Genomic DNA, 25,776 nt, shown 5'->3' on the forward strand with positions numbered 1-25,776 from the left:
CGGCACGGCCCCAAACAGGATGTTTCAATGATTACCTGCTACCTGCGTTATACGATCGACCCATACAAGATCGCCGAATTCGAGGAATATGCGCAGCTCTGGATCCCGATCGTCAATCGAATGGGCGGCACCCATCACGGCTATTTCCTGCCATCCGAGGGCGCCAACAACATTGCCGTCGCGCTGTTTTCGTTCCCGAACCTCGCGACCTACGAAGACTATCGCACGCGCATGGCAAGCGACCCGGAATGCCAGGCCGCGTTCGATCTCGACAAGCGGAACCGCAGCATCATCAGCTACGAGCGCAGTTTCATGCGCCCCGTTCTTGGCTGATCGGTAGAAATGGAAAGCCCCGCTCGATGGCGGGGCTTTTGGTTTGTGGCAGACTTAGCGGATCGCCTTGTCGTTCGCATCGAAGCGATGCATGTGGCTCGTGTCCGGCGTCGCATAGACGATCTCATCGGGCTCATACTTGTGCTCCCCGAAGAGCCGCGCGGTGATAAGACCGCACTGCTCGGATTCGAGATAGATGATCGTATCCGCACCGAGATGCTCGACATGCACGACCTTCGCCCGCCAAGTGCCCTGCTCGCGCGAAAGGGTCAAATGCTCCGGGCGGACGCCAACGGTCTTTGCGCCGCCGTCGGCGACCTTGTCACCTGGAATGAAGTTCATCATCGGCGAGCCGATGAAGCCTGCAACAAACGTATTTGCCGGGCGGTTGTAGAGTTCCATCGGCGAGCCGACCTGCTCGATCGCACCGGCATTCAGCACCACGATCTTGTCGGCAAGCGTCATCGCCTCGACCTGGTCGTGGGTGACGTAGATCATGGTCGCCTTCAGGCTGCGGTGCAGCCGGGCGATCTCGAGACGCGTCTGGACACGCAAGGCGGCATCGAGGTTCGACAGCGGCTCATCGAAGAGGAAGAGCGCCGGCTCGCGCACGATCGCGCGACCGATAGCGACACGCTGACGCTGACCACCGGAGAGTTCCGCCGGGCGCCGGGCGAGATATGGTTCAAGCGACAGCATCGAGGATGCCTTGGTCACCCGCTTGTCGATCTCCTCTTTCGCCGTGCCGGCTTGCCTGAGCCCAAGACCCATATTGTCCTTGACCGTCAGGTGGGGATAGAGCGCGTAGGACTGGAACACCATCGCGATGCCGCGTTTGGCGGGAGGCGTCAACGTCTCCTCTTTGCCATTGATGAATACGGCGCCAGAGGTGACGTCCTCCAATCCGGCAATGCTGCGCAAAAGGGTTGACTTGCCGCAGCCCGAAGGTCCGACGAAAATGACGAACTCGCCGTCCTTGACCTCCAGGTCGATGCCCTTCAGCACCTCATGCGTGCCGTAGGTCTTGCGGATAGATTTGAGTTGAAGCGATCCCACTAGTCGTATTCCTTACAGTTTGACCGGCTCTTGGAGCTTGACGGCTTGGCCGGTACGCACGCTTTCGTCGGCGGCGAGGCAGATGCGCAGCGAAGCGACAGCGTCTGCCATGTGGCGGTTGAGGTCGATGTCCTCGCGAATGGCTTTCAGCATGAAGGCCTGTTCGCGGTCGCAGAGTTCCTGATGGCCTGGCTCGCCTGCCATCGTCATGTCCTGGTCCGGTCGGATGAACTTGCCGTCGGGTCCCGTTTCCGCAGTGTGCAGGCGAATAACCGAGGTCTTGGTGTGAGCGTCGATATCGTCGGACTTGGCGTTCGGGTCCATGACGATCGAGACCGATCCCTTCGGCGACATGATGTCCTTCACGAAGAAGGCTGTTTCCGAGATCATCGGCCCCCAGCCGGCCTCGTACCAGCCGACGGAACCATCCTCGAACTGCACCTGAAGCTGCCCATAGTTGTACATGTCAGGCGCGATTTCGTCGGAGAGCCGCAGCCCCATCCCTCGTACTTCCACCGGCTTGGCATCGGTGATCTGGCACATGACATCGACATAGTGCACGCCGCAATCGACGATCGGCGAGGTCGTCTCCATCAGCGATTTGTGCGTCTCCCACGTCGGACCACTGGACTGCTGGTTGAGATTCATACGGAAGACATACGGCCCACCGAGCTTGCGTGCCTCCTCGATCAGTCGCATCCAGGAGGGATGGTGGCGAAGGATATAGCCGATCACCAGCTTCCGCCCGGCCTTCTTCGCCGCCGCCACGACACGCTCCGCATCGGCTACCGTCGTAGCAAGCGGCTTCTCGACAAAGACGTCGCAACCGGCCTCGAAGGCAGCGACCGCATAGTCAGCATGCGTGTCGGAATAGGTGCAGACTGCGCAGAGATCCGGCTTCAACTCGGCAAGCGCTGCCTGGAAATCCGAGTAGATCTCGTAGCCCTGCAATTCCTCCGGCAGCTTTGGTTTGGACCGGTTGACCAGCCCGACAATCTCGAAGCCGGGATTGTTGTGATAGGCCAGCGCATGGCTGCGTCCCATATTGCCGAGGCCGGCGACGAGAACGCGGATTGGCTTGTCGGACGCACTCACTTGACCGCTCCCGAGGTGATACCGCGGATGAGCTGCCGCGAGAAGATGACGTAGAGAACGAGGATCGGCAGGATTGCCAGCGAAAGTGCCGCAAGCACTGCGTTCCAATTGGTCACGAACTGCCCGATGAAGATCTGCGAGCCGAGGGTGACGGTCTTCGTCGCCTCAGCCGGCGCGAGGATCAGCGGGAACCAGAGATCGTTCCAGATCGGGATCATCGTGAAGACGGCGACCGTGGCCATAGCTGGCCGCACCAGCGGCAGCACCAGCCGGAAGAAGATCGAATATTCCGAGAGCCCATCGATGCGGCCTGCATTCTTCAGGTCATCGGAGACGGTCCGCATGAATTCCGACAGGATGAAGATCGCCAGCGGAATGCCTTGCGCGGTGTAGACGAGGATCAGCGCCGTCAGCGTGTTGACGAGGCCGGCTGCCACCATCCCCTGCAGGATGGCGACCGTGCCGAGGCGGATCGGGATCATGATACCGATCGCCATGTAGAGACCGGTTAGCGTGTTGCCCCTGAATTTGTATTCAGAGAGCGCGAAAGCCGCCATCGCGCCGAACAGCAGCACGAAGAAGATCGAAACGACCGTGACGATGAAGCTGTTCTGGAAATAGGTCGCGAAGTCACCCTGCCCCAGCACCGTTTGATAACCGACAAGGCTGAAGGTCGAAGGTGTCGGCACCTGCATCGGCGAGCGGAAGATCGCGTTGCGGTCCTTGAACGAGTTGATGATCGTCAGGAACACCGGGAAGATGGCAACCAGCGTATAGCCAATGAGCGCCAAGTGTACGAGACCGGTGCGGATGGGGGATGTGCGTGCTCTGTTGGACATGGCGCACTCCTCAGAACTGGTACCGGCGCATGCGCCGCTGGATGGCAAAAAGGTAGAACGACACGCCGGCGAGAATGATCAGGAACATGACTGTAGCGATTGTGGCGCCCATCGAGCGGTCGCCAAGCTGCAGCTGGAAACCGAAGAAGGTGCGATAGAGCAGAGTGCCCAAGATATCAGTCGACATATCGGGTCCGGCAAGCGCACCCTGCACGGTGTAGATCAGGTCGAAGGCATTGAAGTTGCCGACGAAAGTCAGGATCGAGATAATGCCGATGGCAGGCAGGATAAGGGGCAGCTTGATCTTCCAGAACTGTGCCCATCCGGTGATGCCGTCACACTCGGCGGCCTCGATCACCTCTTCCGGGATGCTGAGCAGCGCCGCGTAGATCAGCATCATCGGAATGCCGATATATTGCCAGTTGGAGATCAGCGACACGGCAACCAGCGCCGGCCCCGACTGTCCGAGCCATGGAGCGAAGAACGACTTCATGCCGACGAGGCTCATCAGCCACGGAGCTACGCCCCAGATCGGCGACAGGATGAGCTTCCAGATGAAGCCGACAATCACGAAGGAGAGCAGCGTCGGCAGGAACATGGCCGTGCGGTAGAACGCTACGAAACGAAGCCGCGGCGTCGACAGCAGCGCCGCCAACGCGATGCCGATCGGGTTCTGCACGCACATGTGGATGACGAAGAAGATGAAGTTGTTGACTAGCGCGTTCCAGAAGTCATGTGCCCAGCGGGCATCGCCGAACAACACCTTGTAGTTCGCAAAGCCGACGAAGGCAGGCACGCCATCAACGGTGTTGTAGAACGAAAGCCGCAGCGTTTCGATCAGCGGCAGGATCATGATCGCCGAATAGACGAGGAATGCCGGGAAGAGAAAGACGCCGATGTGCCAGCGCACGGGGCGCTTGATTGGAACGACATCGACAGCGGATAGGGCTTCGCTCATGGCTTTTGCCTGTTCTTCTTGGCTGCACCTGGCGCGGCGCATCTGACACGGCGGGCAGAACGCCCTTCGCTCTATTCGTCTCCCCGTCCCTTCGGGTTTCGAAGGAGGCGGGGAGAGGAAAAGCGGACACGAAATTGGCTTTGAGCCGGAGTGAGGGACGGCTGATGCCGTCCCTCACATCGCAAATCACTTGCCCGGCTTGAACCAGCCATTCAGGCCGTCCTGCAGCTTCTTGGCGGCATCAGCCGGCGTAACAGTGCCGTTGATGACGTTTGCAGAAGCGACCCAGGTCTCGTTTTCGAGGTTCGGCGTACCGCGCGACAGGATCTGGTAGGTCGAGCGGATCGTCGACTTGAACGGGCCACGCCAGGAGACGAATTCCTGGGCCAGCGGATCGCTCATCTTCACCGGCGTCGAGTTCAGGCTGAAGAAGCCCGGCAGCGCGTTGGCATAGATTTCGGCAAATTCCGGCGAAGCGACCCAGGTGAGGAACTTCTTGGCTTCCTCGGCATGGGTGCTCTTGGCGTTCAGGCTGACGCCGATATCCGGATGGTCGGAGATATAGCCCTGGTCACCGGCCTTCGGAACCGGCGGCGGGAACGCGCCCATCTTGAACTGGGCCTGACTGTTAAACAGCGAAATCTCCCAGGAACCGGCCGGATAGATCGCGGCGCGGCCGAGCGTGAAGAGGTTCTGGCTGTCCGAATAGGTCTGGGCTTCGAAACCGTCGCCGAGATAAGGCTTCCACTTGGCGAGTTGCTCGAAAGGCTGGACCCATTCCGCATCGGTCAGCTTCTGCTTGCCGCCAACGAGTGCCAAGCGGCCATCTTCACCCTTCCAGTAGTTCGGGCCGATGTTCTGGTAGCCCATGGTCGCGGCTTCCCAGAGATCCTTCGTACCCATGGCCATCGGGATATAGGTGCCGTCAGCCTTGATCTTGTCGAGGGCGGCGAAGAATTCTTCTTCAGTCTTGGGAACCGAGATGCCGAGCTTATCGAAGGCATCCTTGTTGTAGATGAAACCATGGATGACCGAGGCCATCGGCACGCAGAAGGTGGACTTGCCGTCATCTGTCGTCCAGGCCGCCTTGGCGACGGCCGAGAAGTTCTCGATGCCCGGCAGGCTCGTTAGATCAGCGATCTGTTTCTTGTTGAAGAGTTCGAGCGAGGCGTCAAACGGGCGGCAGGTGATGATGTCACCAGCGGAACCGGCATCCAGTTTGGCGTTCAGCGAGGCGTTGTATTCGGTCGGCGCGGTCGGCGAGAAAACGAGCTTGATGCCCGGGTTCTTGGCTTCGAATGCCGGGATGATCTTTTCCTGCCAGATCTGCAGGTCGTCGTTGCGCCAACTTTCAATCGTCAGCGTGACGTCGGCGGCATGAGCAACGCCAACTGATGTCAGTAGGCTGGATGCCAGCAAGAAGCCCTTAAGTGCGGTGTTCTTCATTTCCCTCTCCTGTTTTATGCGCCGATGAGGCGCTGTTCCTGACCTGAAACAAGCGTTCGCGTGCATGAGGTCACACGCAACGCCACTTTAAGGGCCGTCAACAACTGCCGGCCCGAAGCTCAACCGGCACGACAGGTCACCCCGTCGGCCAGACAGCGTACCCGAACAAGAAACCGATCCGGCACAGCCATGAAAGGGAAAACTGATGGCGAGAACGGCTTGCAGGCGGCAGAGCCGCCACGGCCGAGTCCGCATTTCATCGAGTGGCCCGGCTTATCTCTGTCCTGCCGGTTTATCGCTGCCCGATGCGCTGTTCCCTTTGAGTTGAATTAAGGCCAAAAAAATACCAATTGTCCAGCCAATTTTAACATCGAAGCAACAGAAATGCCGCATTAAAAATTTTATCACTTAAAATCAATGGCATAAAAAGATGAACTTTTGCCACGCTTTGCACTTGGTAAATGGTATTTTTTTGGTATTGTAATGAAAACAAGGGGAATGAGCGGATTTTGGTGGTTCAATGACAGAACTTACGATCGGCATTGATGGCGGTGGTTCCAGCTGCCGTGCCGCAGTGACGGATGCGACAGGACGTGTCCTGGGTCGTGGCACGGCCGGCCCATCGAACATCCTGTCCGACCTCGACAATTCATTGCTCAACATCATTGCATCGGCCAAGAACGCGTTGAGCGACGCCGGCCTGCCCCCTGAAACCGTTTCCAGCGTAGCAGCCGTCATCGGCGTCGCCGGCGCAAATGTCGGCGACTATGCCGAACGGATCGAGCGCGCCCTGCCCTTCGCCAAACGTCGTATCGTCACCGATGCGACCACCGCGCTCCAAGGCGCACTGGGCGATTCGGACGGCGTAATCGGCGCCTTCGGCACCGGCTCTGTCTACAATGCGCGCCACAACGGAAAGCTTTACGGCATCGGCGGCTGGGGCTTCATTGTCGGCGATCAGGCAAGTGGCGCCCGTCTCGGCCGTGACCTGTTGGAACAGTCCTTGCTAGCGCACGACGGCGTGCGCCCCTCCTCGCCTGCGACTCAGACGGTCATGGCCGAGTATGGCGACGATCCCGAGCGTGTCGTGGAATTTGCCCATGTCTCCCGCCCCAATGACTTCGCTCGTTATGCGCCTGTCGTCTTTGAGGCTGCCGCTAAGGGGGACCCTGTTGCGACGGCGATCGTGCGGAACGCAGCGGCCTCGATCAGCGAGAGCCTTGATGCGCTGCTCTGGCCGGAGTGCGAGGCGATCTGCCTGTTGGGTGGACTCGCGAGAGCTTACCGTCCATGGCTTGCAGAACGTCACATTAGCCTGCTGCGAGAGCCCAGGGGAGATGTCCTGCAGGGCGCCATCGATCTCGCGGTAAAGTTTTTGCACGAGGAAGGAACAGGCGCGGCATGACCGACGATTTCGCAAGCCTCCTTTCCCCCGAGCGCCTTCAAGCCGGCGGCACTGGCCCGCTTTATGTCAAATTGCGCCGAACGCTGGAAGATGCCATTCGCACGGGCACCCTCAGCCATGGCGACGCCCTGCCGCCCGAACGCGATATCGCGGAATTTGCAACGGTCAGCCGGGTGACTGTGCGCAAGGCGATCGATGAGCTTGTTGCCGACGGCCTGCTTGTCCGCCGCCACGGCTCCGGCACCTTCGTGACGAAGCCCGTGTCGAAGGTCGAACAGCGCCTGTCACAGCTCACCTCCTTTACCGAGGATATGGCCCGTCGCGGCATGACCTCGCGCTCCGAATGGCTCCACAAGGGCATTCATACACCCTCGCCCGATGAAATGATGATTCTCGGCCTCGCAACCGATGTCAGAGTTTCACGCCTCAGCCGTCTGCGCATTGCCGACGATCAGCCGCTGGCAATTGAAAACGCCAGCGTCTCCGGCGAATTCCTTCCGGATCCCTTCGTCGTGACGACGTCGCTCTATGCGGAACTTGAGCGTCGCCAGGTCCGCCCGGTGCGCGCCGTGCAGCGGATTTCCGCGACAAACATGAAGGAGGCCGACGCCCATCTCCTCGGCGTCCCCGTCGGCGCCGCGGGGCTGTCGATCGAACGCATCTCCTATCTGGGTTCCGGGCGCGCGGTCGAGTTCACCCGCTCGCTCTATCGCGGCGACGCCTATGATTTTGTCGCCGAACTGACAATCGGTGCGCCGTGATGCCTGGTCGCATTGAAGGGACGACCAAGGGCGTCTATTCAATATGCCCATGACGACTCGCATCACGATCCTCGACAGCATCTCCGATCCCGGAAATCCCGCAAAGCCGAACGACGACAGCTTCGGCTATAACGACGCCTGCGCCTTCGTCATCGACGGTGCGACGGGCCTCGGCGATCGCCAGTATATGGATGAGGCAGGCAGCGACGCCGCCTGGATCGCCCGGCATTTCGCCCGCGGCTTTCAGGATCAGATCACTCGTGAGTCCAGTGTCTCGGAAGTTGCACGCGGTCTGTCGCTGGCAGCCCACGCAACGTTCCTGAGCCGCCACGAGAGTGTGCCGCGTTACGCCTGGCCATTGACCGCGTTCGCGATGCTGCATCAGACAGCCGATAGCTTCCATTTCATCGGCCTCGGCGACTCCTGCCTTTTTCTACTGGAGGAAAACGGCTTCGCCACCATGCACATGGCAATTCCGGGCGCCTACCAGCATGAACAGAACCAGGCGCGAAAGCACATTGCGCGAACGGGCGGCATCACGAAGGAAGGCGGCGCGCTCGGCAATTCCGAGACCCTCGCCTTGTTGCGCCAGCATCGCGAGCGGCAGAATACGCCGGAGAGCGGGGTTTGGACCCTCGGCCTCGTACCGGAGGCCGCCGACCATCTGGTTTCCGAGCGGCTTGATATCAGAGGCAGGGCGCATGCGATCGTCTGCAGCGATGGCTTCTCGGACCTCGCGGTCCTCTACGCGGCCTATGATTCCGAAAGCCTCGTGCGCACCGCGCGCGAAAAGGGTCTGCGGTCGATGGTGGAGGAACTCAGGCGCTTCGAACGCGAGATCGATCCGGAGGGGCTGCGCTATCCGCGCTATAAGCAGAGCGACGACACCACGGCCCTGCTCGTCGAATTGGTGCCCAGCACCTGAGACGGTTTCCGATTCAGTTTCAGCGCCTTGCGGCGACAAGCTGAATCAATCTGTCCAGTTCTTGAATCAAATCCTGAAGACGCAGCCGGTCAGGCCGCGTCCTCGATGTCCTCGTCACGCTTGCGCGGCACGTAGTTCAAAACCGGCCCAAGCCAACGCTCGACCTCAGCAACGTCCATGCCCTTACGGTTCGCGTAATCCTCGACCTGATCCCGCTCCACCTTGGCGACGCCGAAGTAGTAGGAGTCGGCGTGGCCGATGTAGATGCCGGAAACGGAAGAACCCGGCCACATCGCGTAGCTTTCGGTGAGCTTCACCCCTGCCGCCTTCTCGGCATCGAGCAGGCCGAACAGCGTCTTCTTCTCGGTGTGGTCTGGCTGCGCCGGATAGCCCGGTGCCGGGCGGATACCGGCATATTCCTCGGTGATGAGCTGCTCGTTGCTGAGATGCTCGTCCTTGGCGTAGCCCCAATATTCGCGACGCACCTGTTCGTGCATACGCTCGGCGAACGCTTCCGCGAAGCGGTCGGCCAGCGCCTTCACGAGGATCGACGAGTAGTCGTCGTTGGCGCGTTCGAAGCGTTCCGCGATCGCAACCTCCTCGATACCGGCCGTAACGACGAAGCCTCCGACATAGTCCTGAACGCCGCTCTCGACAGGCGCAACGAAGTCCGACAGCGCAACGTTCGGCCGGCCGTCGCGTTTCGACAACTGCTGACGCAGTGTGAAGAAGGTGGCAAGCTCTTCCTTGCGGCTATCATCTTTGAACAGACGGATATCGTCGCCAACCGCGTTCGCCGGCCAGAAGCCGATGACGGCGCGCGGGTGGAACCACTTCTCGTCGATGATCTTCGTCAGCATCGCCTGCGCATCGGCCCAAAGCGCACGCGCTGCCTCGCCCTGTTTCTCGTCCTCGAGAATAGCCGGGAACCGGCCTCGCAACTCCCAGGTCTGGAAGAACGGCGTCCAGTCGATGTACTTGGCGATGTCAGCCAGATCGTAGCCGTCGAAGACCTTGGTGCCGAGGAAGCTCGGCTTGGTCGGCTTGTAGGCCGCCCAATCGACCTGCTGCGCGTTCTCGCGGGCGCGGGCGAGCGGCAGACGCACCTTCTCGGCCTCGCTGCGCGCATGCGCCGCCGCCACCTTCGCGTATTCGGCGCGGATGTCAGCCACATAGTCGTCGCGACCCTCAGGTGACAGCAGCGAAGAAACGACGCCGACCGCACGGCTGGCATCGGTCACATAGACTGTCTGCCCCTTGTTGTAGCCCGGATGGATCTTGACGGCCGTGTGGACACGGCTGGTCGTGGCACCCCCGATCAGCAGCGGCAGATCCAGTCCCTGGCGCTCCATTTCAGCAGCCACATGCACCATCTCGTCGAGCGACGGCGTGATCAGGCCGGAAAGACCGATGACGTCGACCTTCTCGGCAACAGCAGTCTCGAGGATCTTCGTTGCCGGCACCATGACCCCGAGATCGATGATCTCGTAATTGTTGCAGGCGAGCACGACGCCGACGATGTTCTTGCCGATGTCGTGGACGTCGCCCTTCACGGTCGCCATCAGGATCTTACCGGCAGCCTTCCGATCATCGCCACCGTTCTGGCGCTTCTCTTCCTCCATGTAAGGAAGGAGTACGGCAACCGCCTGCTTCATCACGCGGGCGGACTTGACGACCTGCGGCAGGAACATCTTGCCGGAACCGAAGAGATCGCCGACCACGTTCATGCCGGCCATCAGCGGGCCTTCGATGACGTGCAGCGGCCGTTCTGCCTGCTGGCGGGCTTCCTCGGTGTCGGCCTCGATATATTCGGTGATGCCGTTGACGAGCGCGTGCTCCAGCCGCTTGGCGACTGGCCATTCACGCCAGGCAAGATCCTGCACCTTCGCTTCGCGGGTGCCGGCGCCACGGAAGCGTTCGGCAACCTCAAGCAGCCGCTCTGTCGCATCGGCGCGGCGGTTCAGCACCACGTCTTCGCAGGCTTCGCGCAGCTCCGGATCGATCTGGTCGTAGACGGCGAGCTGGCCGGCGTTGACTATACCCATGTCCATACCCGCCTGAATGGCGTGGTAGAGGAACACGGCATGCATCGCCTCGCGCACCGGCTCATTGCCGCGGAACGAGAAGGAAAGGTTCGAGACGCCGCCCGAGATATGCACGAGCGGCATAGTCTTGCGGATCGTCCGCGTCGCCTCGATGAAGTCGACGCCGTAATTGTTGTGCTCTTCGATGCCGGTCGCGACCGCGAAGACGTTCGGATCGAAGATGATGTCTTCAGGAGGGAAGCCTGCCTTTTCGGTCAGGAGCTTGTAGGCACGGGCGCAGATCTCGACCTTGCGCTCGTAGCTGTCCGCCTGCCCCGTCTCGTCGAAGGCCATGACGACAACAGCAGCACCATAAGCATGCAGCAGCTTCGCCTGCGCCAGGAAGTTCTCTTCGCCTTCCTTGAGCGAGATCGAGTTGACGATCGGCTTGCCCTGGACACGCTTCAGGCCGGACTCGATGATCGAGAACTTCGAGCTATCGATCATGACAGGCACGCGCGCAATATCGGGCTCGGCAGCGATCAGGTTCAGGAACTCGACCATCGCCTTTTCGGAATCGATCAGACCTTCGTCCATGTTGATGTCGATGATCTGCGCGCCGTTTTCCACCTGGTCGCGCGCGACGTCGAGCGCTGCCGTGTAGTCGGCATTGGTGATCAGCTTGCGGAATTTGGCGGAGCCCGTGACGTTCGTGCGCTCGCCGACGTTGACGAAGGGAATGTCCTTGGTCAGCTCGAAAGGCTCCAGGCCCGACAGCGACATGAAGGGGCGATGCTCGGGGATCGGACGCGGCTTGTGCTTGGCAACGACCTCAGCAATCGCCTTGATGTGCTCCGGCGTCGAGCCGCAGCAGCCTCCGACGATGTTGACGAGGCCCTCGCGGGCAAACTCATCGATCTGCGCCGCCATCAGTTCCGGCGTCTCGTCATACTGGCCGAATTCGTTGGGCAGGCCGGCATTCGGATAGGCGCAGATGAAGGTGTCGGCAACGCCCGATAGCTCCTGCAGGTGCGGACGCATGGCGTTGGCGCCAAGTGCGCAGTTGAGGCCGATCGTGAACGGATTGGCATGACGCACCGAGTTCCAAAAGGCCGACGGCGTTTGGCCGGACAGAGTACGGCCGGAAAGGTCGGTGATCGTGCCCGAGATCATGACAGGCAGGCGGACGCCCTTGGCCTCGAAGCGCTCTTCGCAGGCAAAAATCGCTGCCTTAGCGTTCAGCGTGTCGAAGATCGTCTCGATCAGGATGATATCGGCGCCGCCATCGATCAGGCCGTCGATCTGCTCCGCATAAGCTGAACGCAGGTCATCGAAGGTGACGGCGCGGAAGCCCGGATTGTTGACATCGGGAGAGATCGACGCGGTACGGTTCGTCGGGCCAATCGCGCCGGCGACGAAGCGGCGACGCCCATCCTCGCGCTCGGCGCGGATTGCCGCACGACGCACGATCTCGGCGCCTTCCTTGTTTAGAGCGTAGACTTCGCCTTCCATCGCGTAGTCGGCCTGCGCGATCCGTGTCGACGAGAACGTATTGGTCTCGAGAATGTCGGCGCCAGCCTTGGCGTACTTGTAATGGATCTCTTCGATCGCATCCGGCTGCGTCAGGATCAGAAGATCGTTGTTGCCTTTCTGGTGGCAGGCACAGCCGATGAAGCGGTCACCACGGAAATGGTCTTCATCGAAGCCCAGTCCCTGGATCTGCGTGCCCATGGCGCCGTCAAGAACGAGGATGCGTTCGCTGGCGGCTTTCTTAAGCGCAGCAAACACTTCACTACCGTCGCGCTTTGCCCCTTCGGAACCAAACAGAGTATCAAACACGGGCGGACTCCTTGACGTCGTTGCAGACCAGCTGACCAAATCACATAAAGATATCTTTATGTCAATATATGCCTGTCATGTGGCGCCTTTGCGGCGCTTGACAGATGACAGACTCGGGCGGCCCCTATATAGGCGGTTGCGAAGGATTTGTGCACGAAATCGGAGGAGTATCATGGCACCTGCAAACGGTGACGCCGCGCTCGGAAACTGGACCACCCGCACCTACCACCGCAACTGGCTTCTTGCACAAGCAAACGGGCTCTTCGATTTCTTCCAGCACAATTCCATCAACCCAAAGGGCGGTTTCTTCGATCTCGACGACACCGGCAAGCCGCTCAATGCCGCGGGCCAGGTCCGTCCGATCCATATCGCGTCGCGCGCCGTTCACTGCTTCGCGATCGGCACGTTGCTCGGTCGTCCGGGTGCCGCCGACGTCGTGGATCACGGCATGCAGTACATCTGGAAGCATCACCGCGACACCAAGAACGGTGGCTACTTCTGGTCTCTTGACGACAACGGCCCCGTCGATTCAAACAAGCAGGGCTACGGCCACGCCTTTGTCCTGCTCGCAGCCTCCTCCGCAAAAACAGTCGGCCATCCGCTTGCCGACGGCATGCTTGCCGACATCACCGACGTCCTGAACACGAAGTTCTGGGAAGCCGCGCACGGCGCCATCGCCGAAGAGTTCACCGCCGACTGGCAGCCTCTCGACGGCGGCAACTATCGTGGCCAGAACTCCAACATGCACCTGACCGAAGCGCTGATGGCTGCCTTCGAGGCAACTGGCAACCGCGACTATCTCGCCAAGGCCGAAAGCATTGCCGACCTCGTCATTCGTCGTGCCGCCGGCTCCGTCGGCTGGCGCGTGGCCGAACACTTCAGCACCGATTGGGTCCTCGACAAGAATTACTATCATCCGAACGAAATGTTCCGCCCGGCAGGTACCACCCCCGGTCATTGGCTGGAATGGGCGCGCCTCCTTCTTCAGCTCTGGGTGCTTGGCAACAAGAAGCATGACTGGATGCCGGATGCAGCCAAGAGCCTGTTCTCGCAGTCGATCGCCCTCGGTTGGGACGATAGTAAAGGCGGCTTCTTCTATACGCTCGACTGGCAAGACAAGCCCGCCAAACGCAACAAGCTGTGGTGGCCTGCTTGCGAGGGCGCCGGCGCCGCGCACTTCCTCAACGAACACCTGCCGAGTGACTACCATGAGGAACACTACCGCAGGATCTGGAATGTGATCGAACGCTCCTTCATCGATCACAAGAATGGCGGCTGGCATGAGGAACTGACGGAAGACCTGGTGCCTGCCCATACGATCTTCCCTGGCAAGGGCGACATCTACCACGCCCTGCAGGCGTGCCTGATCCCCCTCTTCCCGGCGAACGGAAGCCTGACCAAGGTCATTTCCGAAGCGGGCGGGCAAGATCTGATTTGAAGCGCACGCCACCTCAATGGCGCTCGGCCATCATTTCCAGTGGTATCGCGTCGGCGCCGTGACTAGAACGGCGGACGCGACGCACCGGCAGAAACGACGACTGGTCGTTGGAATGGCTGTGCGATAGAAAACAAATCGGTGCGAGGTTTTGTCTATGACGCGGGTTCCAACGACCAATTGGGCAGCAAGTTTTCACTATGGCTTTCGCGACTGCCTATACCCGTCTTCCGTGGACGCGGTTTGCGAAATCGTGGCGCGTTCGCCAAAGATAAAAGCGGTGGGCTCGGGCCATTCATTCAACGCAATCGCCGATGGCGAAGTGGCCCTGTCGCTTGCCGAGCTACCGATCAACCCTGTGATCGAAGGCGATGGAACACAGGTTTCCGTTGGCGGTCATTGCACCTATGGAGAGCTTGCACTTTTCCTCCATCGGCATCATCTCGCCGTTCATAATCTAGCCTCGTTGCCACATATTTCGATTGCCGGAGCAATTGCCACGGCAACGCATGGATCAGGCAACCGAAATGGCAACCTGGCGACAGCGGTTTCCGGGCTTGAAATTGTTTCAGGCGACGGTCGCCTCATAAAGGTAGTACGCGGTGATGCCGATTTCCCGGGAATGGCAGTACATCTGGGCGCGCTTGGCATCGTCACGCGGGTAACGCTTGACGTCCAGCCGGAATTTCAGGTCGCGCAGTACGTTTACGAGGGATTGGCCTGGGACAAGCTGTTGGCCAACCTCGATGAGATCATGGCCGCGGGCTACAGTGTCAGTGTGTTCACGCAATGGGGTCAACAAGCCGGATCGATTTGGGTCAAGAGAACCGCATCAGCCGATGAGTGGCCCACCGCCATCCACGGCGCAGCGCGCGCGATGGTCAACAGGCATCCCATAAGCGGATTGGATGCGCAAAATTCCACGGAACAGTTGGGGCAGCATGGCCGATGGTCCGACAGGCTCCCGCACTTCAAGATGGGGTTCACGCCCAGCAACGGCGAGGAGATACAGTCCGAGTTCCACATTCCGCGGGAATACGGAGCAGCCGCTGTCGACGCGTTGCTGTCAATCCGTGAAAGGTTTGCGCATTTGGTGCAAGTAGCGGAATTCCGGACAGTCGCCGCCGATGAACTGTGGCTCAGCCCTCAATATCACCGAGACACGCTCTCGATCCATTTTACCTGGGTTCGGAACCAGGAAGCAGTCAACGCGGCCGTGGAGCAAATTGAGCAAGCGCTCTTGCCCTTCGCGGCCTTGCCGCATTGGGGCAAGGTCTTCACCGGGCGCCACATCGGCGCCAAATATGAAAAGCTTCCCGAGTTTGCGCGCCTTCGAGACAGGATGGATCCGGAACGGACGTTCTCTAACCCATGGTTGGAAAACGCCATATTCGGTTCAAGTGGAAACTAGACGACGTCCGCAAACGAGGTTGTCTACCTGACATCACGCCAGACGCAGTGCATCGAGATCCTTCGCCAACATCAGTGCCAGTGCCTCGACCGCAAGGTTGTGGTCGTCGCGTTGCGGCAGCCCCGAGACTGTGACCGCGCCGATGCAGCCAGTGCCCTTCACATTGATCGGGAAGCTGCCGCCGTGCGGTGCATAATCGGCATCAGCGAGGCCGTTGTCGGCGACAGTCTTGCCCTTCTGCTTGAGATCGAGACCGATCGCGTAGCTGCTCTTGAAATAACGCAGCACCAGATTGCGCTTGCGCCGCACCCACTGGACGTTGTCCGGCGTGACGCCCGGGAGCGCAGCATAGAAGACCGGCATCGAATGCAGCGTAATATCGATCGCAATTCCGAGGCCACGTTCGGTTCCAAGCTCCTGCAGGAGCTTGCCGAGCTGCCATGCGGTCGTGAGATCGAAGGTATCGAAACTCAATACCTTTTCCTGTTCCGCGATCCGCTTGAGGTCTTCTTCGGGCATGGTCACGTGGGCTCCCTCTCCTGCAAGGCTTTTTTCTGAAGAAATGCAAGCGGAGGGGAAAAGTAAAGCGGAATCGTAGCGATGCCACGGAGCTTTACAATTTGGGAGTCAGCATTTCGAAGCGGTCGCGGATCGTCGAACAGGTATCACCGCCGAGACGCGCAATGGCGTCAACCTCTGCAGGATCGACGCGTAGCCTTTCCGGATCGACGACGCCGTCGCGATAGTGCGCATAGACGATTTCGCCCATGATGATCTGCCGGGACTTGCCGAGCTCCAGCGTGAGGTGACGCCTGCACTCGAAGGCTGCCGGCGCTTCCGCGATCCACGGCGAGGCGACTTTCTGGCCGGGGACTGCTGTCAGACCGGCCTCCCTCAGTTCATCGACGCCGCGAGGATATTTCGAGCCGCAGACATGCATCGCCTCCGCGATGGCAAAGGACACGATGTTGACCGTGAAGACCTCGGTCATTCGGATGTTGTGACCAGTGTCCTTAAAGGACATATCGGGATTATTCTCGACACCAAGCGCCAGGATCGGCGGATCGGCCGAGAGGCAGTTGAAGAAACTGAAGGGTGCGGCATTGGTCCGGCCGTGTTCGTCCACTGTCGTCACCAGCGCGATCGGCCGCGGAATGATCGTGCCGATCATCAGCTTGTAGCGTTCGCGCTCGGAGAGCGTCGCGAAATCGAAGGACACGGTCACGGATCAGCCTGTCGCCCGGATCGGCGCAAAGGCGCTCATCGCGCCTGCAAACGGCTTCGCCAGCGGCGATGCGTAGGAACCGCGCTTGCTGGTCGATAATCCGAGTGAGACCAATGTCTCCGCCTGCTTAACCGCCGCAGCCACCCCGTCGACCACGGGCACGCCGTAGATATCCTGTAGATCGCGAGCGAGATCCGTCATGCCGGCGCAGCCAAGCACGATTGCCTCCGCGCCATCCTCTGACAGCGCCCGTTCGATCTCGGCACGCAGCTTGCCAATAGCGCCCGAGGCGGGATCTTCGAGCTGAAGGACCGGTATGTCAGAGGCGCGCACCTTGACGCGTCCGCCCATGCCGTAGCGTCGGACAAGATTGTCGATCAGCACGCGTGAGCGCTCCAGCGTCGTCACGACGGTAAACCTCTGCGCCAGAAAGCCGGCAGTGGCGACCGCAGATTCGCAAAGTCCAAGCACCGGTACGTCGGCAAAGCTGCGTGCCGCATCGAGCCCCGTATCATCGAAGCAGGCGATGATCGCGGCATCATATGCGCCAGCCCGCTCCCTGAGTTCACTCAGCAGTCCGGGAACTGCAAGTGCCCCGTCATAGTGTCCCTCGATCGACGCTGGCCCCATACGAGAGGTCGCGGCGACGATGTCGGTGCCGGAGGCCGCGACAGCGCGAGCCGCGACGGCTGCCTTCTCGGTCATGGACACTGTCGTATTGGGATTGACCAGAAGAATGCGCATTGGATCAGCTTATCTTTGCCTGACGCCGGCGCAGCATGAGCATGATGCCGAGCGCAACGAGAATGATGGTGAAGGAAAACAGGGTCGTCACCGTGCCAAGCGCATAGAGCACCGGCGTCGTGACATTGGTGGTCATGCCGTAGATTTCGAGCGGCAGCGTATTATAGCTCCCTGACGTCATGAGTGTGCGGGCGAACTCGTCGTAAGAAAGCGTGAAGCCGAACAGCCCGACGCCGATCAGGCTCGGCGCGATCATCGGCAGCACGACATGCCGGAAGGTCTGCCAGGAGGTCGCTCCAAGATCGCGCGCAGCCTCCTCATAGGCTGGCGAAAAGCGGTTGAAGACGGCGAACATGATCAGCACGCCAAACGGCAGCGTCCATGTCAGATGCGCGCCGAAGGCAGAGGAGTACCAGGCGGGCTTCAGGCCGCTTTGCTGGAAAACCACGCCGATCCCGAGCGAAATGATGATCGATGGCACCACGAGACTTGCGACCGTCGCATAGAAAAGCACGGTCGATCCGCGGAACCGGCGGCGAAACGCCAGACCCGCAAGCAGCGAGACGACGACAGTAACGACCATCACCATCAGCCCCAGCGTGAATGAGCGGCGGAAGGATGCGCCGAAATCCCCGACCGCCTGCTTCTCGAACAGATTGAAAAACCAATGCAGCGAGACGCCGTTCAGCGGGAATGTCAGGCCGCCATCCGGGCCCTGGAAGGACAGGATCAGGATTGCCGACAGCGGCCCGTACAGGAACAGCACGAAGACGAGGAAGAAGGCTGCGAGCACATAGAATTCGAAGGTACGCTTCTCGTGGTTCATCTCACAGCTCCTTCCGGATATCGACGACGCGCAGGATCGCTGCGACCATCATCAAGACGACCACAAGCAGGACGACCGCATTGGCAGCCGCTGCCGGATACTGCAGCAGCGACATCTGGTTCTTCATCATCAGCGCGACCGAGGCGCTCTGGCCACCGGACATGACCTGCACCGTCGAGAAGTCTGCCATGACGAGAGTGACGACGAAGATCGTCCCGATCGCCATGCCGGGCTTTGCCAGCGGCAGTACGACATTCCAGAGGATCTGCCAGCCGCTGGCGCCGGCGTCGCGCGCCGCCTCAAACAGCGAGCGATCGATACGCATCAGCGTGTTGAAGATCGGCGTGACCATGAACAGCGTGTAGAGATGCACCATCGCGAGAACGACGGCGAAATCGGAGTAGAGAAGCCATTCGATCGGCTGCGGCACGATGCCCATCTGGACCAGCGCTGAATTGACCAGACCGTTGCGACCGAGCACCGGGATCCAGGAAATCATGCGGATAATGTTGGAGGTCATGAACGGCACGGTGCAGACCAGAAACAGGATCATCTGCGTGGTCGTCCGGCGGATGTGAAAGGCGAGGAAGTAGGCGACCCAGAAGCCGATGACGAGCGTCAGTCCCCAGACGATCACCGTAAATTTCAGTGTATTGAGATAGGTTTTCCAAGTGACCCATGAACCGAGCGTGTCGGTGTAGTTCATGGTGAGAAATGCCGGGTAGAGACCGGCGAAGTCATAATCCCAGAAACTGACGACGGCGATCATGGCGATCGGCAGGATGAAGAAGAAGCCGAGAATGAGGATCAGCGGCATTGCCTGCAGATAGGAGGCAGCCCATGCCGGCCATCCGAACCTCCCACGGCTTGTCTGTTCCGATTGTTGGTCGGCCTGCGAAGACGCGATCGTCGCCATGTTCCGGTCTCTCCGTTGTCGATGCCCTCCCCCCAAAGGAACTGGGGAGAGGGCCTGGCAGAAGCGGTTTGCCCTAGAGCCGGACGATTTTAGGTCGAGCCGACCTAAAATCTGAATCCGCCTCTAAATCATAAAGTTAGAGCGGGATTTCAGCCGAAAACCACCTACACTTTTCGGCATCCCGCTTTAGGCGGCGATGAATTCGTTCCAGCGGCGAACCATGTAGCGGTCTTCGTCCATGACGGAGTTCCAGCACGCCACATGACCCATGCGCTCTTCGAACGAACCACCGTCGCGAACGGCACCAGCCTTCTCCATGACCTTGCCTTCCGGCGAGAGGATATCGCCCTGCGCCGGCTTGCCTTCGATCCAGTAGCCCCACTCGTCGGCCGTCATGAAGTTCTTGGCCGTGTCCATGCAGGCGGAATAGTAGCCTTGGCGGTTGAGATAGCCGCCGACCCAGCCGGACGTATACCAGTTGATGTACTCGTAAGCTGCGTCGAGCTGGGCGCCCTTGAGGTGTGAGGCAAGGCCGAGACCGCCGCCCCACGAGCGATAGCCTTCCTTGAGCGGCTGATACTTGCAGGCGATGCCCTTGGAGCGGACCGCGGCGACGGCCGGCGACCACATGGACTGGATCACGACTTCGCCCGACGCCATCAGGTTGACCGACTCGTCGAAGCTCTTCCAGAAGGCGCGGAACTGGCCATCCTGCTTCGCCTTGATCAGGAACTCGATCGTCTTGTCGATCTCTGCCTTGGTCATGTCGCCCTTGTCGGCGTACTTGATGTTGCCGAGCGCTTCCATGATCATCGCGGCGTCCATGATGCCGATCGACGGGATGTTGAGGATCGAGGTCTTGCCCTTGAACTTCGGATCCATGATATCGGCCCAGGTGGTGATATCGCGGCCGACGAGATCGGGGCGGATGCCAAGCGTATCGGCATTGTAGATGGTCGGCATCATGGTGAAGAGTTCGGTTTCGCCCTTGGCGAAGGTCTTGGCATCCGCGCTCTCGACATAGCCGACAGTGTGCGGTGCCGTGCCCTGCGCGATGACGCTGTCCGGCTTCAGCTTGCCGTTCTTGAAGAGCGGGACGACCTTGTCGTAGTACTTCAGCTTCTTGACATCCATCGGCTGGATGACACCGGTCGGATAGACCTTCTTCAGGATCCAGTATTCGATATCGGCGATGTCGTAGCTATCAGGCTGCGTCACGGCGCGCTGTGCAGCGGCGTCGGAATCGGTCGCCGTCATCTCGAGCGTGATGCCGAGGTCCTTCTTGCACTGCTCGGCAATCGCGTTGATGTTCGAGACGCCGGTGCCGAACTGGCGAAGCGTGATGTTCGACTGCGCCCAGATGGTCGGGAAGCCGGTGATCAGGCCGGAGCCGGCGGCCGCACCGAGGGCAGCAGCCCCAGTCTTGAGCAGGCTGCGGCGAGAAATCCCCGCTGCCGTCTTGGTCGTTTTCGTTTCAGTTGTCATGTCAGTTCCCCTTCTTTTTGCTGGTGAGGTTATGCGCGGCCAAGGAGGACCGCGTCCTCCAGAGCCCAACTCAGAGACACCGCATCGCCGACCGATACGGGTTTGGCGAAGTAATCGCCGTCACTCGCGATGACCGTGAAGTCGTCACTGCCCGCGCCGGCAACGGTCATCTTCACCGAGGCGCCGCGATATTCGATGTTGGAGACGACGCCGTTGAAGCCGAGCGTCTTGTCGCTTGCCGCATCGAGCCGGACCCGGTCGGTGCGAACACCGATGTCGACAGCATCGCCAGCCATCTTGCCGTTACCCCGCACCGAGAAGGTCTGCCCCTCCGGCACCTCGAGCGTGGTGACGCCGTCCAACGAGGACACAACGCGGCCGGAGAGAACATTGTGGTCACCCATGAAGCGGGCGACGAACGCTGTAGCCGGTTCCTCGAACACCTTCCGCGGTGTTGCCGCCTGCTCGATCTTGCCGTCATTCATGATGACGATGATATCGGCGAGCGCCATCGCCTCTTCCTGGCTGTGCGTGACATGGACGAAGGTAATGCCGAGCGTCTTTTGCAGCTTCTTGAGCTCGGCACGCATGCGGATCTTCAGGAACGGATCAAGCGCCGATAGCGGCTCGTCGAGCAGCAGCGCTTCAGGATCGGTGATCAGCGCGCGCGCCAGCGCCACGCGCTGCTGCTGGCCGCCGGAAAGCTGTGCCGGTCGCCGCGTCGCATAGGCGTCCATCTGCATCAGCTTCAGCATCTCCAGCGCCTTGGCGCGACGCTCTTCCTTCTCGACACCCTTCATCTTCAGGCTGAAGGCGACATTGTCGACGAGATCGAGATGCGGAAACAGCGCATAAGACTGGAACATCATCGCCGTGCCGCGTTTGGCAGGCGGAAAGTCCGTGACAACAGTGTTGCCAAGCCGGATGTCGCCCGAGGAAATGCTCTCATGTCCAGCAATCATGCGCAGTGTCGACGTTTTGCCGCAGCCGGAAGGCCCGAGAAAGCAGCAGTAGGAACCGGCCGGAATCTTCAGGCTGATGGAATGGACCGCCGTGGTGGCGCCATACACCTTGGAAACGGATACGATATCGATCTCTGCGGCTTTCGACATTGGTCTTCCTCTGTTTGAGAAAGACAATGCATCTGCCATGCCAGTTTCCATTGCCGCGCATCAAGCGGCGGTAAATCAAAGGCTTGCCATCAGGATTGCGCCAGATATGAAAAATCGGGCGGCATATGAATATGCACACAAAATAGGCTATCGTCTGCAATTCGTGCAGAACATCGTATACAATTTAGCCGAAACTTTGCGCACAAATTCCATTTAACTTTTGCGCGAAACGCAGATATCATTTCCCGGTCAAAAGGTATCCGAGTTCATGAAGTCCACCGCAACGGCCCTGCAGATCGCAGAGGATTCAGCCGACACAGGCGCACAACAGATCCGCGACGCGATCCGCGATGCGATCGTCGAGCGCCGCCTTTCGCCGGGAACCAAATTGTCGGAGAGCGATGTCGGCAATCTGTTCAACGTCAGCCGTACGCTCGCTCGCGCCGCCTTGCAGGCTCTTTCTTATGAAGGCCTGGTCAGCGTCGAGAAGAACCGTGGAGCGTTCGTCGCCTACCCCTCGCCAGAGGAAGCGCGCCAGATCTTTGCCGCCCGCCGTCTCGTCGAGCCCGGAATCTTGCGCGAGGCAGCAGCCAAGATTACGCCTTCGCAAATCCAGCACCTGAAGCAATTACTGCTCGAAGAAGGGCGCCTGATCGGCGAGCGCGGCCAGACGGCACGGCGCGCCGAGATCAAGGCGTCAGGCGACTTTCACCTGATGCTTGCCGGCATATCCGGAAACGCCATCATGCAGCGATTCATGGATGAACTGGTTGCCCGCTCGTCGCTGGTGATTGCTCTTTACGGCCAATCGACCATATCGAGTTGCGGCCATTCCGAGCATGGCGACATCGTCGCCGCAATCGAACGGAATGATCTTGACGAGGCATGCAGACTGATGCTGCACCATATTGCGCACATCGAGGCCGATCTCGACCTGCGCGAACGCAAGAGCGTCGGCCTCAAGGAGGCCTTCGAACTATAGCAAATTTTCACGTGGGAGCGGGATTGCGGCCATATGACCGCAATCCAGCAACTCAATTGCCGGAGCGACGCTCGGCTGTCTGTTCTGCCACGGCGACAATATCAGCCGTGCCGTTTGCAAGCAGGCGCTTGCGCACGAGGACGCCCATGACACGGGCGGCAGTCGAGAAACTCATCTGGTCGAGCGGTCCTTCGCCTTCCCAGGGTTTGGTAAGCCGTTCGGTCACGGCTCCGACGATGTTCATCGGAACGATATCGTCGCATAGACGCATCGCTTCGAAGACCTGACTGATGGGTACAACGCGTCCTTCGAAGGTGACGATCGGTTCTGTGAGTTCCGTATCCCACTCTTCAAAGGCATAGAGGGCTTCGCGGAAGAGTTCCTGAAGGGTGAACGGGGCGTGTCCATTGTGAAGCGGCGGCAAGGCATTCGTCATGTCTGTCTCCTCTTTAGGGCTAGTGCCATTCCTCCTCTTCGGCCGGCAGCGACGTGGGAAACAGAACTCAGGGTTCCCTGCGGGCCGAAAACACGATCGATGTTATAGTGTAATATATGCGTGATAAAGCCTTTTATTGCCCGAAGGTTCCACGGCGTTCGACAAAAACAAACAGGCCATTGATATTGCAGCGAATATCAATGGCCATTGGTCACGGATCAAACCCGTTGACGATCAGTGAGCGATCGAAAATGTCACGTTGACCGTAACATTGTAGCTGGTTTCACCGCCCTGAACCGGCACGGCTGAGTCTGCCGCCTCCTTCATCATGGCAGCCCGTAAGACCGGTACCGGCTGCGCACGCGGCGACGTCTCGCTGATCTCGATCACGCGCCCGAGTTTGACATCGGCAGCCCCGGCCAGAGTCCTTGCCCTCTCAATGGCGTTGGCGACGGCTTTCTTTCGCGCCTCTTCCATCACCTTCTCCGGCTTGTCATTCGTGAACTGAATGTCTCCACCCTGGTTGATGCCGAGCGTGACAGCTTCGTCGAGGATGGCGCCGAGCCTGGACAAGTCGCGGACGCGCACGCTTAGCGAATTGCTGACCTGGTAAGCGATCAATTCCGGCGGCTTAGGCTGGCCATCGTTGGACTGCGGGTAGTTAAATTGCGGCTGCACGGCAAAACCTGAGGTCTGCAGATCCCGCTCCGCGATGCCCGCCTTTTTCAGCGCGGCAAGGACATCGCTCATCGCCTTGTTATTTTCGTCGAGCGCCTCGCGCGCCGTCTTCGCCTGTTTCACGACGGAAAGGTTGAGCACCGCCATGTCGGGCGCGATACTCGCCTGCCCTTCGCCGCTAACGGAAATCACGGCCTCACGCGGCTGCGAATCAGCCGCCAGCGCCGGCAGCGCCATAGTAGCGGTCGGAAGACCAAGCAGAAGGCTGAAGACGATTGTTCTGGTGTTCGGCAGCACGGTGTTTCACTCCCTGATTGTGAAGTCTCGAGTGTCGTCTTGCCGATTGATTGTGAAGCTATTGCGGCAGTCCCTTGTGAGCGCTGGAGAATTGCGTTAGAGCGGAACCCGTTCCGGGGAACCATTGCGCCGGACACGGCAGCCAAACCGCTGCAGGGCCTGTAGCTCAATGGTTAGAGCCGGCGGCTCATAACCGCTTGGTTGGGGGTTCGAGTCCCTCCGGGCCCACCATTTTCCTCCGATCTGGGGCCGTTCGCGACAACGATAGCAGCCGTATTTCCGGGCACGCTGCGAATTCTCTGCCGGCGATGAAAATTATTTAATATCAGTGGCATATTGGGAGTTTCATGGCGCTTGGCGAGCGCTTCATGCCCGCTTAGATTGGAGTTCAAATCTCTCCTAGACGACCTCCTGCACAATCGGCGCCGCGTTGCGCCGCAAAGAAAGACGAGCCGAGAGCAGACTTTCCGTTCACGACCCTCTTGACCGCCGTCAGCCGAGCCAAGACCCTTGCCCGTCGTCACCGCTTCGTTGGGCACCCCTTTACCAGTCGAGATATCTGGTCTCGCGCCCCCGTGAGTTCAAAGCCGGTGCTGTATTCCACATCCGCCTCGACGGCGTACATAGTGGCGAAATCAACGCCAGATGTGAGGGCGGCAAGCAACTTCGGATGTTTTGAGAGAACAGTCGTTCGCCGATCGGGACTATTCCCGTCGAGGCGGATCGTCTCTTTATACCTCCCAATCTCGAAGCGCGCCGATCGCAGGCCCATCTCACCAACCGTGGCATCGCCAATCTCGAAAATGAGACCGTTCTTGGCGTCGCAGCGCACCATGTAACAAGCCTCGTTGTCTGTCGCATCAACGAGAGAGCATGTTCCGACCGCTCCGGCATGCGAACCGGTAAGCTTGACCCATGGAGCAGGCGGCTCGACTTCCTGTGCGAGCACGGGCAATGCCGTAAGGCACGCGCCAAACACACAGGCTGCAACGCCAACCATGACTGCGACTTCCGGTCTGCTGAACCTCATCCTATCCTCGTTTTTCTACGACGTTGCGAGCCCAATAGCGTCTCGACGTGGGCGCGCTTGTCAAGATCGATTAACAGGAGACGCAGACCAGCAGGCGGATAGCGCTTGCGATCGCCTCACTTGCTCTGAAAAGCAGCTTCAGCGATCGCGACAGGATCAACTGCTCATGGTAATCTATCTCTCTGCCGAGACGTTCATCTTGTTGGGGTTGCTGAGGACTGAGGGGGCGGTGCGATAGGCAAGCCGAAGCCGATCAACGACCTTTATTCGTGCGTTCGAAAAGGGTGGAGAGATGCGGGAATGCAACCTTCGGCTCATCAAACGCGCTTTGGCGTCACCGAGCGTATCAATGTGCAGGCCCGGAACAAAGAGGTCACGGGACCTGACCCGCCACCAGCAAACTCGTGGATTGCCCCGAAGGACAGTCCACCACCCGGTAGATGGTCATCGATATTTGCGAGACGCCGAATGGCACGGTCTGCTTCCGGCGTGTCATGCCGCCTTCGAGATGCGAAATG

23 protein-coding genes, 1 tRNA gene and 1 pseudogene are annotated in these 25,776 nt (G+C 59.8%); 8 read left to right on the forward strand and 17 right to left on the reverse strand.

Annotated elements, in window-relative coordinates:
• Window positions 1-27: 27 nt before the first annotated feature.
• Window positions 28-333, forward strand: coding sequence for an NIPSNAP family protein (locus tag NBG89_RS10030; protein WP_431319843.1), 306 nt, complete (start codon window positions 28-30; stop codon window positions 331-333).
• A gap of 54 nt (window positions 334-387) precedes the next feature.
• Here NBG89_RS10030 and NBG89_RS10035 read toward each other — a convergent pair whose 3' ends face one another.
• The 5 genes from NBG89_RS10035 to NBG89_RS10055 all read right to left on the reverse strand — a co-directional run bounded on the left by NBG89_RS10035 (window position 388) and on the right by NBG89_RS10055 (window position 5,727).
• Window positions 388-1,389 (reverse strand): ABC transporter ATP-binding protein, encoded by a 1,002-nt coding sequence (locus NBG89_RS10035; RefSeq protein ID WP_431319844.1) that lies wholly within the window; start codon window positions 1,387-1,389, stop codon window positions 388-390.
• Window positions 1,390-1,401: 12 nt separating this feature from the next.
• Window positions 1,402-2,484, reverse strand: coding sequence for a Gfo/Idh/MocA family protein (locus tag NBG89_RS10040; RefSeq protein ID WP_431319845.1), 1,083 nt, complete (start codon window positions 2,482-2,484; stop codon window positions 1,402-1,404).
• Entirely contained in the window at window positions 2,481-3,323 is an 843-nt protein-coding gene (locus NBG89_RS10045; protein WP_088691914.1) for a carbohydrate ABC transporter permease, read from the reverse strand. The genes NBG89_RS10040 and NBG89_RS10045 overlap by 4 nt, the downstream gene beginning before the upstream one ends.
• Before the next feature lie 10 nt (window positions 3,324-3,333).
• Window positions 3,334-4,281, reverse strand: coding sequence for a carbohydrate ABC transporter permease (locus NBG89_RS10050; protein WP_088691913.1), 948 nt, complete (start codon window positions 4,279-4,281; stop codon window positions 3,334-3,336).
• Between the two features lie 186 nt (window positions 4,282-4,467).
• Window positions 4,468-5,727 (reverse strand): ABC transporter substrate-binding protein, encoded by a 1,260-nt coding sequence (locus tag NBG89_RS10055; protein WP_431319846.1) that lies wholly within the window; start codon window positions 5,725-5,727, stop codon window positions 4,468-4,470.
• 520 nt (window positions 5,728-6,247) lie between these two features.
• On the opposite strand from NBG89_RS10055, the gene NBG89_RS10060 reads away from it, so the two are divergent.
• From NBG89_RS10060 to NBG89_RS10070, 3 genes are read left to right on the forward strand one after another with little or no spacing between them, the layout of a single operon-like run.
• Window positions 6,248-7,132: a BadF/BadG/BcrA/BcrD ATPase family protein gene (locus tag NBG89_RS10060; RefSeq protein ID WP_431319847.1), complete on the forward strand. Its 885-nt coding sequence runs from the start codon at window positions 6,248-6,250 to the stop codon at window positions 7,130-7,132.
• On the forward strand, window positions 7,129-7,893 hold the full coding sequence (locus tag NBG89_RS10065) for a GntR family transcriptional regulator (protein WP_007802416.1): 765 nt from the start codon (window positions 7,129-7,131) through the stop codon (window positions 7,891-7,893). Before NBG89_RS10060 ends, NBG89_RS10065 begins: the two co-directional genes overlap by 4 nt.
• 49 nt (window positions 7,894-7,942) lie before the next feature.
• Window positions 7,943-8,818 carry a hypothetical protein gene (locus tag NBG89_RS10070; protein ID WP_431319848.1) on the forward strand — a complete coding sequence of 292 codons (876 nt, stop codon included), beginning with the start codon at window positions 7,943-7,945 and terminating at the stop codon, window positions 8,816-8,818.
• 89 nt (window positions 8,819-8,907) lie between these two features.
• Here NBG89_RS10070 and metH read toward each other — a convergent pair whose 3' ends face one another.
• A complete protein-coding gene (gene metH / locus NBG89_RS10075) occupies window positions 8,908-12,681 on the reverse strand; it encodes a methionine synthase (protein WP_431319849.1) in 3,774 nt (1,257 codons plus the stop codon).
• Between the two features lie 172 nt (window positions 12,682-12,853).
• Here metH and NBG89_RS10080 point away from each other — a divergent pair, with 172 nt between their 5' ends.
• Both NBG89_RS10080 and NBG89_RS10085 read left to right on the forward strand, forming a co-directional pair.
• The gene (locus NBG89_RS10080) at window positions 12,854-14,119 is read left to right on the forward strand and encodes an AGE family epimerase/isomerase (RefSeq protein WP_431319850.1); all 1,266 of its coding nucleotides are present in this window, start codon (window positions 12,854-12,856) and stop codon (window positions 14,117-14,119) included.
• A gap of 154 nt (window positions 14,120-14,273) precedes the next feature.
• On the forward strand, window positions 14,274-15,527 hold the full coding sequence (locus NBG89_RS10085; RefSeq protein ID WP_431319851.1) for a D-arabinono-1,4-lactone oxidase: 1,254 nt from the start codon (window positions 14,274-14,276) through the stop codon (window positions 15,525-15,527).
• 33 nt (window positions 15,528-15,560) lie between these two features.
• Here NBG89_RS10085 and NBG89_RS10090 read toward each other — a convergent pair whose 3' ends face one another.
• The 7 genes from NBG89_RS10090 to NBG89_RS10120 all read right to left on the reverse strand — a co-directional run bounded on the left by NBG89_RS10090 (window position 15,561) and on the right by NBG89_RS10120 (window position 21,835).
• Entirely contained in the window at window positions 15,561-16,046 is a 486-nt protein-coding gene (locus NBG89_RS10090; protein ID WP_431322658.1) for a heme-degrading domain-containing protein, read from the reverse strand.
• 94 nt (window positions 16,047-16,140) lie between these two features.
• Complete coding sequence (locus NBG89_RS10095; RefSeq protein ID WP_431319852.1) at window positions 16,141-16,752, reverse strand: flavin reductase family protein; 612 nt, start codon at window positions 16,750-16,752, stop codon at window positions 16,141-16,143.
• 3 nt (window positions 16,753-16,755) lie between these two features.
• Window positions 16,756-17,496 carry an aspartate/glutamate racemase family protein gene (locus NBG89_RS10100; protein WP_431319853.1) on the reverse strand — a complete coding sequence of 247 codons (741 nt, stop codon included), beginning with the start codon at window positions 17,494-17,496 and terminating at the stop codon, window positions 16,756-16,758.
• Window positions 17,497-17,500: 4 nt separating this feature from the next.
• A complete protein-coding gene (locus NBG89_RS10105; RefSeq protein WP_431319854.1) occupies window positions 17,501-18,322 on the reverse strand; it encodes an ABC transporter permease in 822 nt (273 codons plus the stop codon).
• Window position 18,323: 1 nt separating this feature from the next.
• A complete protein-coding gene (locus NBG89_RS10110) occupies window positions 18,324-19,238 on the reverse strand; it encodes an ABC transporter permease (protein ID WP_431319855.1) in 915 nt (304 codons plus the stop codon).
• 186 nt (window positions 19,239-19,424) lie between these two features.
• Window positions 19,425-20,723, reverse strand: a complete 1,299-nt coding sequence (locus tag NBG89_RS10115) for an ABC transporter substrate-binding protein (RefSeq protein WP_431319856.1) — start codon at window positions 20,721-20,723, stop codon at window positions 19,425-19,427.
• Between the two features lie 29 nt (window positions 20,724-20,752).
• Window positions 20,753-21,835 carry an ABC transporter ATP-binding protein gene (locus tag NBG89_RS10120; RefSeq protein WP_431319857.1) on the reverse strand — a complete coding sequence of 361 codons (1,083 nt, stop codon included), beginning with the start codon at window positions 21,833-21,835 and terminating at the stop codon, window positions 20,753-20,755.
• 268 nt (window positions 21,836-22,103) lie between these two features.
• Between NBG89_RS10120 and NBG89_RS10125 the strand changes: the two genes are divergently transcribed.
• A complete protein-coding gene (locus tag NBG89_RS10125; RefSeq protein WP_431319858.1) occupies window positions 22,104-22,817 on the forward strand; it encodes a GntR family transcriptional regulator in 714 nt (237 codons plus the stop codon).
• Window positions 22,818-22,869: 52 nt separating this feature from the next.
• On the opposite strand, the gene NBG89_RS10130 is transcribed toward NBG89_RS10125, so the two are convergent.
• Together NBG89_RS10130 and NBG89_RS10135 are read right to left on the reverse strand one after the other, a co-directional pair.
• Window positions 22,870-23,253: a hypothetical protein gene (locus NBG89_RS10130; protein ID WP_088691897.1), complete on the reverse strand. Its 384-nt coding sequence runs from the start codon at window positions 23,251-23,253 to the stop codon at window positions 22,870-22,872.
• A 234-nt stretch (window positions 23,254-23,487) separates the two neighbouring features.
• A complete protein-coding gene (locus tag NBG89_RS10135) occupies window positions 23,488-24,168 on the reverse strand; it encodes an SIMPL domain-containing protein (protein ID WP_431319859.1) in 681 nt (226 codons plus the stop codon).
• Window positions 24,169-24,383: 215 nt separating this feature from the next.
• On the opposite strand from NBG89_RS10135, the gene NBG89_RS10140 reads away from it, so the two are divergent.
• Window positions 24,384-24,459, forward strand: a tRNA-Ile gene (locus NBG89_RS10140).
• Between the two features lie 289 nt (window positions 24,460-24,748).
• Here the strand turns inward: NBG89_RS10140 and NBG89_RS10145 are convergent.
• Together NBG89_RS10145 and NBG89_RS10150 are read right to left on the reverse strand one after the other, a co-directional pair.
• Entirely contained in the window at window positions 24,749-25,258 is a 510-nt protein-coding gene (locus NBG89_RS10145) for a hypothetical protein (protein WP_431319860.1), read from the reverse strand.
• A 374-nt stretch (window positions 25,259-25,632) separates the two neighbouring features.
• Window positions 25,633-25,754 (reverse strand): annotated as a pseudogene (locus NBG89_RS10150) (damage-inducible mutagenesis protein); the annotation flags it as partial.
• Between the last annotated feature and the right edge of the window lie 22 nt (window positions 25,755-25,776).

Origin of the sequence: Rhizobium sp. YTU87027, assembly GCF_050644135.1 — a bacterium.
Classification (GTDB): Bacteria; Pseudomonadota; Alphaproteobacteria; order Rhizobiales; family Rhizobiaceae; genus Rhizobium.